The sequence below is a fragment of the Phocaeicola sp. genome, from assembly GCF_048170425.1.
Taxonomy (GTDB): Bacteria; Bacteroidota; Bacteroidia; order Bacteroidales; family Bacteroidaceae; genus Phocaeicola.
This window is the reverse complement of record NZ_DBEXBB010000232.1, coordinates 1-12,148: the sequence shown is the minus strand read 5'-3', so window position 1 is coordinate 12,148 and position 12,148 is coordinate 1. Positions and strand designations below refer to the sequence as shown.

Sequence of the window (12,148 nt, the reverse complement as noted above, 5' to 3'; positions counted from 1 at the left end):
AATTTTTCTTCGTATCTTTGTGCTTAATAACATGGTTTTGGAACATTTTATGGTAAAAAAGGAATTAACAGAAGCTGAGATTGCCGAAAGTATACCAGATTTATGGCAACCATTGACACAGCAACAACGCGAACTGCTGGCACAGAACTTTACGATTCAGAAATACAAAAAAAACGAAACAATTTATTGCGAAGGTGAGACCCCCGAAAACCTGATGTGCCTGCTGAGCGGAAAGGTAAAGATTTACAAGGACGGTGTGGGAGGACGAAGCCAGATTATCCGAGTAATAAAGGACAAAGAGTACTTTGCCTATCGTGCTTATTTCGCCAAGGAAAATTTTGTTACCGCAGCCGCAGCTTTCGAACCATGTACCATGTGTCTGATTCCCATGCCGATCATTACCCAACTGATTCTGGAAAATGCAGACCTCGCCATGTTCTTTATTAAGCAATTGTCTAAAGACCTTGGAATTTCGGATGAAAGAACAGTAAATTTAACCCAGAAACACATACGTGGGCGACTGGCTGAATCTTTGCTATTCCTTAAGGAAACATATGGCATGGAAGAAGACCATTGCACACTGAGCATCTACCTTTCCCGGGAGGATTTAGCCAACCTTTCGAACATGACTACTTCCAATGCCATCCGTACTTTGTCAAACTTTGCGGCCGAGAAACTGATTATCATCGACGGACGAAAAATCAAGCTCATCGACGAAGAAAAACTGAAAAAGATAAGCAAGATTGGATAAGCACACGGAGATAAATCCCGTATTTGTTCAACAGAAAGTGATATTGTTTCTGCGATTCACACCTCAGAAGAAACAATATCACTTTTATATTTCCTTAATCCAAATACCAGAGTTTTTAATTCTCCTCATAAAAACTTGCCAAATTCATTTTGCGGACGTATTTTTGTGTCAAAATATCATTTATATCACATTTCTACTGACATGGAAAATACCACACACAAAGAAGAAAACCACAAGACTCCTTTCGCCCGGATGCGTCAAAGACTGAAAGAACGAAAGCGCCGGGTAATGCGCCTCATCGAGTTGAAACGCCTCCGGAGAATACGTAAAAAGACCATACCCGGGTACACCTATTGCAAGAATTGCGGCACCAAGTTAGAGGGAATGTATTGCCATTGTTGCGGACAATATGCCCTCGACATCTACCAGCCTTTCTGGAAATACCTCAGACAATACATTGAAAATGTCTATCAGTTTGATAGCAAAATCTGGCAAACCTTGTGGCTGATGTTCACCCGTCCCGGATTCCTGACCAACGAATTCAACGCCGGAAAAATCAATTCCTACGTGCATCCCTTCCGGCTCTATATGTGTATCTCCGTCGTTTTCTTTACCCTCTTCTTTATGATAGCTTCTGACAAAGCCAATCAGGCATTGCAGGCCGTAAGCTCCCTCAATATCAACGACGGAATCGTAGCACAGCTCAAATCGTCTGCTACCCTGCCCGATACATACGTGTATGTATACCAAGGCCCCGAGTTAGTGAAAGCTTTTCAGGAAAGAGGAGTAGAAAAGGCCGAGGAATTGTTCAATGTACAACAACTGGACGACCGCTTCTCTCTTTCCTACGTGCGAATGCCCCGAATCGTAGCCGATTCCTGCCTCCATGAGACAACTCTCCGCCAAAAAGACCTGAATACCATTCTTAATCTCAAAAAAATAAAAGATGAGTACTTGGATGAACTGGTCAAGGAAGAAGATATTACCTCTGAATCCCTGCAAGCCGCACGCCATTTCCAGGTAGACTCTACCGGTACCGCCCTTACTCCCGTATACGAATGGAAAGAAGATCACAACGATGAGGCGCAGCAACTTCGTCAGGAATCCTTTCTCAATCAGTTTTTTGGAGACCTGTCCAAATGGACTCCACTCTACATGATGTTCCTTCTTCCCCTGTTTGCCTGGCTCCTGCAAGGCATGTTCCGGAAATCCAGATTTCCTTACATGTGGCATTTCGTGCATGCCATCCACCTGAACACCGTGTTTCTGATACTGATCCCTATCCCGCTGGTACCCGTGCTGACAAGCGACACTTTTATGGAATCGTTTAAGGGAGACATGCCGATGTATACTCTCCTTATCTTCGTAGCAGGCATGTTTGTGTATACCTACATTTCCCTGCACACGGTATACCACCGAGGATGGATACGCACATTTGTCAAGACAACTATTTTCCTGGCTGTCTTTACCTTCATTTCACTGGCCATTGCGGCTGTACTGCTGGTATTCCTGCTCTCCACTCTTTCCGAGCAATTTTAATATCAAATATTCTCATAAAAAGAGCACTCCCGAGAAACGACATTCATTTCCCAGGAGTGCTCTCTGCTTCAATATCCCTCACTTAAATTTCCCGCAAAGCCTTGCAGAGCTGGTCGGGACAGGAAGTCAGTTTCCCACCACAACGGATACCTTCCAGACGAGCAATCACCTCATCCACCTTCATGCCTTCTACCAAGGCTGAGATTCCTTTCAAGTTTCCGTTGCAACCGCCCATAAAACGCACACCTTTCAATACGCCATCTTCAACCTCAAAATCAATCTGAGAACTGCATGTTCCCATCGTACGATAACTATATTTCATCGCCATCCATATTCTATTCGGGTTAGACATAAAAAAAGAGAACGGAGCACCACTTGCCGGTTTATTCCGGCCGGATACTCCGTCCCGTTTATCTTTCAAGAAAAAGCTTATTCAGCGTCTTCTTCCGGTTTCATGTTTGTATATACGGTCTGTACGTCATCGAACTCTTCCAAACGCTCTACCATCTTGTCGATAGTTTCACGCTGTTCCGGAGTCACGTCTTTCAGGTCGTTCGGGATGTAAGTGAAATCACCACCGACATCTTCAAAACCACATTCTTCCAGATGCTTCTGGATAGCCGCATAGCTCTTCGGGTCACCATAGATAGTGATGGTTCCTTCTTCCGGATCTTCATCGAACTCGTCTTCTACGTTGTAGTCAATCAAGTCCAGAATCAGTTCTTCCATATCGATACCTTCTTTCTTCTTGAAAGTAAACACACACTTGTGGTCGAACAAGAAAGCCAGTGAACCCGTAGTTCCTAAGTTACCGCCGAACTTGTTAAATACAGAACGTACGTCAGCTACAGTACGAGTGGTGTTATCAGTCAGTGTATCCACGAATACAGCAATTCCGTGAGGACCGTATCCTTCGTAAGTCATGCCTTTGTATTCGCTCTGGTCCTTACCCATCGCGTTCTTGATGGCACGTTCGATGTTGTCCTTCGGCATGTTTTCACGCTTACAAGTAGCGATAACCGAACGCAAAGTCGGGTTATTTTCCGGTTCCGGACCGCCTGCCTTTACTGCAATAGCAATCTGTTTACCCAAACGAGTGAAGGTCTTAGCCATGTGACCCCATCTTTTCAGCTTTGTTGCTTTTCTATATTCAAACGCTCTTCCCATTGGATTTATAGTTTTAATATGTTGTTTTAAATAAAATCTTAATCACCTTTCTGAATGAGTTTCCGATATTTCCATAAAGCGACAAGAGCCACTATCAAACATCCTAAGCCACCAATCAAAGCGACAATGTTTTTCCAATTTTCATTGGAGGAGAAATCCCACAGCACCCTTACAGCCTGAATAACCAAAAACAGGCTTATAGTAAACGCTGACAGGCATTTTCTCTTAAACTTAATTTGATAGTCGGGCTTGATATCGTACTTCATGGTACTTCGTTTTTTACCTCAATACAGCACCCAACTTATTCTGTAGGTTACCGATAAGCTTCTGCATGAACTTGTCAATCTGCTTGTCGTTCAGTGTCGCATTCTCGTCCTGCAACATGAAGCTTACTGCGTAACTCTTCTTGCCTGCTTCCAGATTCTTGCCTTCGTACACGTCGAACAATTCTACTGACTTCAGTAGTTTCTTATCAGTTTCGTAGGCAATCTTTTCGATTTCTGCAAACTGTACCTTCTTATCAATCAACAGCGCCAGGTCACGTTTCACAGCCGGGAACTTGGAGATTTCCTTGTAGCTTACCGCATTACCCTTGATGGCTTTCATCAGTTCCTTCCAGTTCAGATCGGCATAATAAACCTCATTATCGATGTCGAACGCCTTCTGAATCTTCTTGCAAACCACACCAAAGGTAGCCAGCAACTTACCGCCACGGGTGTGTACAGAAATAGCTACCGAGTAGATGTCGTCAGAAAGGTTACCGAATACCAGTCCGCCGAAGTTCACGCCCAGACGGCGGAAGATGTTCAGCACGTATGCTTTCAACTCATAAACTGAAGCATTTTCGTCAGCATGAGCCCATGAGTTACTCACACGCTTTCCGGTCAGCCACAAGCCCATGTGCAACTCTTCCGAATAAGCAGCCAGCACCCTTTCCGGATTCTTTTTCTCTGCATGGAAATGATAGCAGTTACCAAATTCGAAGAACTTCAAATCGGCATTCTTGCGGTTGGCATTGTGCTGGATGCTTTCCAGACCACCAAAGAGCAAGGTAGCACGCATCACGTTCAGGTCGTTGCTCAGCGGGTTCATCAGGCGCACCAGGTTTTCCGGCTTGTAAGTTTCCAGTCCGTCGTAATAAGCAGCAGCCGTCAAGGAGTTGTTCAGAATCTCATTGAATCCACAACCCACCAGCTGTTCGCCCACCAGATTCTGGAGTTTCACCGATTTATCCACTTCTCCCTTCACACTCAGACTTGATTTCAGGGTTGTGGGGATTTCCACATTGTTATATCCGTAGATACGAAGAATATCTTCTACCACGTCGCACGGACGCTGCACGTCTACACGGTAAGGAGGAATCTGCAAAGAAAGGCCTTCAGCTGTTTCTTCCACAATCTTCATATCCAGACTGGTCACGATACTCTTCACCGTTTCTGCCGGAATTTCCTTTCCAATCAGTGAATTTACATAATTATATGAAAGTTCTACCGCGAAATCGGCAATCGGATTCGGGTAATTGTCCTTGATGTCAGAAGCAATTTCACCTCCGGCCAGTTCCTTCACTAACAGAGCAGCTTCCTTCAAAGCATAGATAGTGATGTTCGGGTCGATACCACGTTCGAAACGGAAAGAAGAGTCGGTGCTCAATCCGTGACGGCGAGCAGTCTTACGCACCCACGTAGGATGGAAATACGCGCTTTCCAGGAACACGTCGGTAGTAGCTTCGGTAGTACCTGAATCCAGACCTCCAAACACACCGGCAATACACATCGGTTCTTCCGCGTTGCAAATCATCAAATCCTTGTCGGACAATTTGCGTTCCACTTCGTCCAGTGTAACGAACGGTGTTCCTTCGGCACAAGTCTTCACTACAATCTTGCCGCCCTTAATCTTGTCGGCATCGAAACAATGCATCGGCTGGCCGTAAGCATGCACAATGTAGTTGGTAATATCGACAATATTATTGATAGGACGCACACCGATAAGGCGGAGCTTGTTCTGCAACCATTCGGGACTTTCCTTCACCGTTACTCCCTTGATAGCCACTCCGGCATAACGCGGGCAGGCTTCGGTGTTTTCCACCACAACATCGATGTTCATGTCGTGATTGTCTACCTTAAAAGCATCTACTGAAGGACGCTTCAGCGTAGCTTTATGACCGTTCTGGATAAGCCATGCGTAGAGGTCGCGTGCCACACCGTAGTGCGAGCAGGCATCGGCACGGTTCGGAGTGATGTCCACTTCGAGCACGTATTCACTCTTCACGTTATAGTAATCCTTAGCCAGTGTACCCGGAACTACATCGGCAGGCAACACGATGATACCTTCGTGGCTTGTGCCCACGCCGATTTCATCTTCGGCACAAATCATGCCGTTTGATTCCACGCCACGGAGCTTTGACTTCTTGATGGTGAAACATTCGTCGCCATCGTACAGTTTTGTGCCCAACGTAGCTACGATAACCTTCTGTCCGGCAGCCACGTTAGCAGCACCGCACACAATCTGCACAGGTTCGCCCTGTCCCAGGTTGACGGTCGTAATATGCATGTGGTCAGAATTGGGATGCGGTTCGCAGGTCAGCACTTCGCCTACTACCAGGCCTTCCAATCCTCCCTTGATAGTTTGAACTTCTTCCACTCCCCCGGTTTCCAGACCGATGGAAGTCAGTGCGGCTGCCACTTCGTCCGGAGTAAGGTCGAAGTCGACGTATTCTTTCAGCCAGTTATAAGAAATATTCATATTGTAATAGTATTTTATAATTTCCCAAACAATGATGCGCAAAGTTAATACATATTTGGGACATAAGAGATAAGACAAAAAATATTTTTAGGCAAAAACCGTCAGAACGGTACATCGGGCACAGGCGCACCAAACGGATTATCTGACACAGGAGGTATCTCTGTCGGTGGAGGCGGCACAAAGTCCTGCCCACCGCCGTTGTTCATCTTCGAACGGAGCACCGGAGCCTTCTTTTCTTCGCCCGGCATTGGCACAATCATGTCGTCGTCGGGATTCTGGAAACGGGCATATTCGCCACGGAAACGGAGCAGCACGTCGCCCACGGCACCGTTACGATGCTTGGCGATAATGATTTCGGCCATGCCGTGCAGGTCGTTTCCTTTCTCGTCGGTATAAATCTTGTAGTATTCCGGACGGTGGATGAAGCACACCATATCGGCATCCTGCTCGATGGCTCCCGATTCACGGAGGTCACTCAACTGCGGGCGCTTTCCGTCGATACCTTCACGGTTCTCTACTCCACGGTTCAACTGGCTCAGCGCGATAATCGGAATGTTCAGTTCCTTGGCCAGTCCCTTCAACGAACGCGAAATGGTGCTGACCTCTTCCTGACGGCTTCCGAACGACATACCACTGGCGTTCATCAGCTGAAGGTAGTCGATGATGATGATTTTCACCCCATGCTCACGCACCAGACGGCGTGCCTTGGTTCGCAATTCGAACACGGACAAAGAGGGCGTGTCGTCCACGTAAAGCGGTGCGTCGTAGAGTTCTTTTATCTTATAGTCGAGCTGCCCCCACTCGTAGGGTGCCAGCTGACCGCTCTTGATTTTCTCGCCCGGAATCTCGCAGACATTCACAATCAGACGGTTTACCAGCTGCACGTTGCTCATTTCAAGCGAAAACAAGGCTACGGGCACTTTGCTGTTCACCGCCATGTTCTTGGCCATGGAAAGCACGAAGGCCGTCTTACCCATGGCCGGACGGGCCGCGATGATAATCAGGTCGGAGTTCTGCCAGCCGGATGTCATTTTGTCCAACTGATGGAATCCGCTCGAAAGTCCGCTCAAACCGTCGGTACGTGCCGCCGCCTTCTGCAACATCTCGTAAGCCTCCTGAATGACCGGATTAATCTGCGTGTAGTCCTTCTTCATGTTCTGCTGGGAAATTTCGAAGAGCTTTCCTTCGGCCTCCTGCATCAGGTCGTCCACATCCTGCGTCTCGTCAAACGCCTTGGTCTGTATGTTGCTCGTGAAAGAAATCAGCTCACGTGCCAGAAACTTCTGGGCAATGATGCGGGCATGGTACTCGATGTGAGCCGACGAAGCCACCTTACCACTCAGCTGGGTGATGTAGAACGGTCCGCCCGCTTCTTCCAGGTTGCCGCGCGAACGCAACTGCTCGGCCACGGTCAAGATGTCAATCGGTTTCTGTTGAATAGCCAAGTCGGTGATGGCCGCATAAATCAGCTGGTGCCGATGTTCGTAGAACGACTCCGGACGGAGAATCTCGCTCACCAGCGAATACGCATCCTTCTCAATCATCAGCGCACCCAGCACGGCTTCTTCCAATTCGGGAGCCTGAGGCTGGAGGTGGCCGTACTCATCCATCGGCTTGGTCTTGGCCGTCTTTGCCACACGTGTATTTCTTCTCGGTTCTGCCATTTTGTTTTCGTTTAAGTGGGGCAAAGATACGATTTTTTCCGTGATTCCCGTTTTTCTCGAAACTTTCTGCTATATTTGAACAATGAAAAAACAAATGACACTATGATTACATTTCCGAATGCCAAAATAAACCTTGGCCTGAATATTATTGAAAAACGTCCCGACGGTTACCACAACCTGGAAACCATTTTCTACCCCATCCACCTGCAAGACGCACTGGAAGTGACACGAAGAGAAAAGAACGATGCTCCTTATACGCTTCACGTAAAGGGTACGGCCATTGAGGGAAAGCCGGAAGACAACCTTGTGATAAAAGCTTACGAATTACTTAAAAAAGACCATGAAATACCACCCATCGACATTCACCTGTTCAAACACATTCCTACGGGTGCCGGACTGGGAGGCGGTTCGTCTGATTGCGCATTCATGATCAAGCTATTGAATGAGAAATTCCGTCTGGCACTGAGCCTGGAAGAGATGGAAGACTACGCCGCCCGCTTAGGAGCCGATTGTGCATTTTTTATCCGCAACCAGCCGGTATTTGCCACAGGTATCGGCAACGTGTTTGAGCCGATTCGTGTATCTCTTTCTGGTTTCTATCTGGTGCTGGTAAAACCGGACATCTTCGTATCTACGCGCGATGCCTTTGCTCACATTACCCCCCGCCGGCCGGAAGTGTCATTGAAGGACATCATCAGCCAGCCCGTAGAAACGTGGAAGGACAACATGAAGAATGATTTTGAGGACAGCGTGTTCCTGAAATATCCGGAGATTGCCGCCATCAAGGACGAATTGTATGACTTAGGAGCAGTTTATGCCAGCATGAGCGGTTCCGGCTCATCGGTCTACGGCATCTTCCGCCAACGGGTGGAGAACGTGGACGAGAAATTCGGCGGATGCTTTTGCCGTCAGAGAGAACTGGACTGATTGAAGTCCGGTTCTTTTTCTACACCTTAAAGTCAGTGGATCAGGATTCTACAAGCCACTTCTCAATGCCCCGTGTAACAGAGCTAAAATTGACACCAAGCTTGTAAAGTTTGCGTGTATCCGAAGCAAAAGGCAAAGCATAATGCTTATCATGAATCTGCTTCAACGCTTCCTCCGCAGTACCATTTAGCTTAAACTCCATCACATAGATGTATTTATCCGTCTTCACCACAAGGTCAATACGACCTTCCGAAGTGTGATATTCTGCCTGTGTATAAAAGCCCAACAATTTGAATACGATGAACAATACATTCTGATAGTGCAGTTCCAAATCGCGCACCAGCTCATAAGGCGTATCAGAAAAGAAACTCTGGAGACGACGCATAAAAGCATCAATTTTTCCATTTTCTACCTCATGCACAAAATTGACAATTTCAAATGCCGAATCAGCTTTTGATGTAGCCGAATAAAAAGGCAAGAGAAACTTGATAAATCCTTCCTCCACTTCCCGATTAGGAAAGCCCAAGGTATATGTACGAAAACGCTTGTCGTATCCTTTTACGGTGAGATAGCCACTCTGATATAGAATAGGCACGGGATTCGTCTCCATTGTATCAATACCGCTTAAAGAGTCAGCGGTGGCCAATTCTTCCGTCAGACGATGCAAATCATAGCGACTGCGTAAAAGCAGTTCCACTAAGAAAGTCGGCGTGCCCGTTTCAAACCAATAACTTCCAAATTCCCGACTTTTCAAGGCATTGAGCAGACTGAACGGATTGTAAAGACCGTCTGCATGACCGGAAAAATGATAACCGTCATACCATTGCCGTAGGCTTTTACAAGTCTCTTCATACGCCATCTCATTGTGTTGCCCCAACACACGGATTCCTTCTTCAAAGTTTTCCAGTAATTCTTGCTCAGTAATACCGCACAAATTATTGTAAGCCTGCTGCAAGGAAATGTCTTCCAGATTATTCAAATCGCTGAACACACTTATTTTACTGAACTTTGTCACACCAGTCAACAAAGCAAAACGGAGATATGCATCCATCGACTTCAAAGCCCCATAAAAGGCTTTCAACGTATTACGGTACTCGGTCAACAACGCTTCATTGCCAATAGCCTGGAGCATGGGCTTATCGTACTCATCCACCAGTACCACCACATTCTTCCCCGTTTTTTCGGCCGCACGGCGAATCACCCCGTTGAAACGGCGGGCTACTCCTATTTCACTCTCCGAAGCCCCATAAAGACTTTCCCAGTACTGTAGATTTTCCTCCAGTACATGAATCAACGCTTCCGGCGTATCGTATTTTTGTGCATTCAAATCCAGATGCAATACAGGATACGTAGTCCATTCCTTTTCCAAAGTTTCCATAGCCAAGCCATGGAAAAGTTCTTTTTTCCCTTGGAAGTAAGCTTCCAACGTAGATATAAGCAGACTTTTCCCAAAGCGTCGCGGACGGCTCAGAAAGTAGTATTTACCCGTTTTTACCAACTGATAAATCTGTGCGGTCTTATCGACATAACAATAGTCTCCTTTCCGTATCTCTTCAAAACTCTGTATGCCTACCGGATAAATCATGTTCCTCATCTGAAATGAAATTTACTGTTTCTGCAAACTTACAAAAAATCTCTATAATAACCCAGCAAAACAAAGAATGGCTCAATAACAACCCTACAGAAAAAACATTCGCACATAGTGCCATAACGCCAGTTACCAGTAATCTGACAGCACGCATCATTTTCCGTTTAGTATCTTCATAGCTATATCCATATACCGTGTAATGTCGGTCGTAATCTCACGGTTATATACATCGCAACGTTTACGGCCCAGGCGCACGACGATGGCATCCAGGTCGGGAATAGCGATGATGTATTGCCCCAGCATACCGCGCATGTAAGGGCAACGCATACCGTGATAATCCATCACCCACGTCTGGAAACCATAATAGTTGAGTGAATCCTTACCCCACTGGTCTTTCAGGTACGAAGCAGGACGCATCAGCTCGTCCATATAGGCTTCGGATACCAGTTGGCGACCGCGCCAATTGCCACGATGCAACAAGAGGCTTCCGAAACGGGCTACATCGCGGGCCATGGTATGGAAACAACAGAAGGCTTTTTCGTCACCGTCTTTTTTGTCCAGCAACCAATAGGCATCCCGTTCGGCCTGCATCGGACGCCAGAGCTTCTCTTCGGCATAGTCGCTTAGTGTTTGCCCGGTAGCTGCTTCAATAACGAAAGCTAACAATTGCGTCTCACCACTACGGTAGGAATATTGCACACCGGGGCGGTCAACTACCTCCAGCCCCGTCACTAAGTCGTAAAGATCATTTCCGTAATAACCGTGCGTCGTAACAGAAAAGAGCGAAGCATACGCCTCATTCCACGCCATGCCGCCACTCATGGTCAGCAAATGGCGCAGGGTGACATCAGCCTGCATTCCTTTTGTATAGGCAGGTATATAACGCGCTACAGGGTCGTCCAGACTATGAATCTTTCCTTCGTCAAGGGCAATACCTGCCAGCAGTCCCACAATGGTCTTTGTAGCAGAATAGATGTTTGAGGTCAGTGTGTCGTTCCACCCGTCACGGTAATTTTCGAAGACGATGCTGTCACGACGGATAACGAGGAAGGACACGGTGCGCAAACTGTCCAGATAGTGCGAATCTTTTTCTGTCAGTTGGTAGCGGTTATAATCAACAGAAAGGGGCCAGTACCACACGTCATCGGGGTTGTGGTGTACCGTGTGCCGGTGAAAGGTTTCCAAGTCGTCAATGACGGGCATCCAGTGAATGAGTGCCTGACGGGCGTAGTAGGGCAACGAAGCATACACCACGCCTATTACCACTGCCAGGGCAATGAGCAGGCGGAGAATGGTTTTCTCTTTTGTTTTCATAGGGGTATTCTGTAAAAACCGCACAAATTATTAAGACTATCGCAAGGATATGTTTCCTTTCTATATTTCCTCAAAAAACAATATGCCTATTGGATAGTCCAGGCTTTTCACCTGAAGTGAAATTTACTGTATCCACAAACTTAACAAAAATCTCTGGAATAACCTTGCCTAACAACAAATGACATCTATAATAACCATTAATATCTCTCGAATTATTACGTTTTTTTCTAACTTTGTTTCCACTATTTTACGGGTCATCATTACCCACTATATTTTATCAAACAGCTATGAAATATGGAAGAAAAAAATCTAGACTACTATATCCAACTACTGGAAGCAAATAAAAATCTCATTCTGACGGGAGCACCCGGTACGGGGAAAACGTATTTAGCTAAAGCAATTGCGGACAAGATGGGAGCTGAATATGAGTTTGTTCAATTCCATCCATCGTATGAT

11 protein-coding genes are annotated in these 12,148 nt (G+C 46.5%); 4 read left to right on the top strand and 7 right to left on the bottom strand.

The window, feature by feature from the left end; all coding sequences use genetic code 11:
* Positions 1–49: 49 nt before the first annotated feature.
* Together ACMJ0U_RS09275 and ACMJ0U_RS09270 are read left to right on the top strand one after the other, a co-directional pair.
* The gene (locus ACMJ0U_RS09275) at positions 50–751 is read left to right on the top strand and encodes a Crp/Fnr family transcriptional regulator (protein ID WP_417129684.1); all 702 of its coding nucleotides are present in this window, start codon (positions 50–52) and stop codon (positions 749–751) included.
* Between the two features lie 201 nt (positions 752–952).
* Entirely contained in the window at positions 953–2,290 is a 1,338-nt protein-coding gene (locus ACMJ0U_RS09270) for a DUF3667 domain-containing protein (RefSeq protein ID WP_417129682.1), read from the top strand.
* An 82-nt stretch (positions 2,291–2,372) separates the two neighbouring features.
* Here ACMJ0U_RS09270 and ACMJ0U_RS09265 read toward each other — a convergent pair whose 3' ends face one another.
* The 5 genes from ACMJ0U_RS09265 to dnaB all read right to left on the bottom strand — a co-directional run bounded on the left by ACMJ0U_RS09265 (position 2,373) and on the right by dnaB (position 7,863).
* A complete protein-coding gene (locus tag ACMJ0U_RS09265) occupies positions 2,373–2,612 on the bottom strand; it encodes a TIGR03905 family TSCPD domain-containing protein (RefSeq protein ID WP_417129681.1) in 240 nt (79 codons plus the stop codon).
* A gap of 107 nt (positions 2,613–2,719) precedes the next feature.
* Positions 2,720–3,457: a YebC/PmpR family DNA-binding transcriptional regulator gene (locus ACMJ0U_RS09260; protein ID WP_417129680.1), complete on the bottom strand. Its 738-nt coding sequence runs from the start codon at positions 3,455–3,457 to the stop codon at positions 2,720–2,722.
* Between the two features lie 38 nt (positions 3,458–3,495).
* A complete protein-coding gene (locus tag ACMJ0U_RS09255) occupies positions 3,496–3,723 on the bottom strand; it encodes a hypothetical protein (RefSeq protein ID WP_417129679.1) in 228 nt (75 codons plus the stop codon).
* A gap of 13 nt (positions 3,724–3,736) precedes the next feature.
* The gene (pheT, locus tag ACMJ0U_RS09250) at positions 3,737–6,199 is read right to left on the bottom strand and encodes a phenylalanine--tRNA ligase subunit beta (RefSeq protein ID WP_417129678.1); all 2,463 of its coding nucleotides are present in this window, start codon (positions 6,197–6,199) and stop codon (positions 3,737–3,739) included.
* 101 nt (positions 6,200–6,300) lie between these two features.
* Positions 6,301–7,863 carry a replicative DNA helicase gene (dnaB, locus tag ACMJ0U_RS09245; RefSeq protein WP_417129677.1) on the bottom strand — a complete coding sequence of 521 codons (1,563 nt, stop codon included), beginning with the start codon at positions 7,861–7,863 and terminating at the stop codon, positions 6,301–6,303.
* A 102-nt stretch (positions 7,864–7,965) separates the two neighbouring features.
* Between dnaB and ispE the strand changes: the two genes are divergently transcribed.
* Complete coding sequence (gene ispE, locus ACMJ0U_RS09240) at positions 7,966–8,790, top strand: 4-(cytidine 5'-diphospho)-2-C-methyl-D-erythritol kinase (RefSeq protein ID WP_417129676.1); 825 nt, start codon at positions 7,966–7,968, stop codon at positions 8,788–8,790.
* Between the two features lie 40 nt (positions 8,791–8,830).
* Here ispE and ACMJ0U_RS09235 read toward each other — a convergent pair whose 3' ends face one another.
* Positions 8,831–10,384 carry an ATP-binding protein gene (locus tag ACMJ0U_RS09235; RefSeq protein ID WP_417129675.1) on the bottom strand — a complete coding sequence of 518 codons (1,554 nt, stop codon included), beginning with the start codon at positions 10,382–10,384 and terminating at the stop codon, positions 8,831–8,833.
* Positions 10,385–10,531: 147 nt separating this feature from the next.
* Entirely contained in the window at positions 10,532–11,692 is a 1,161-nt protein-coding gene (locus ACMJ0U_RS09230; RefSeq protein WP_417129674.1) for a serine hydrolase domain-containing protein, read from the bottom strand.
* Between the two features lie 294 nt (positions 11,693–11,986).
* On the opposite strand from ACMJ0U_RS09230, the gene ACMJ0U_RS09225 reads away from it, so the two are divergent.
* On the top strand, positions 11,987–12,148 hold a 162-nt coding region (locus ACMJ0U_RS09225; protein ID WP_417129683.1), incomplete at its 3' end, for an AAA family ATPase.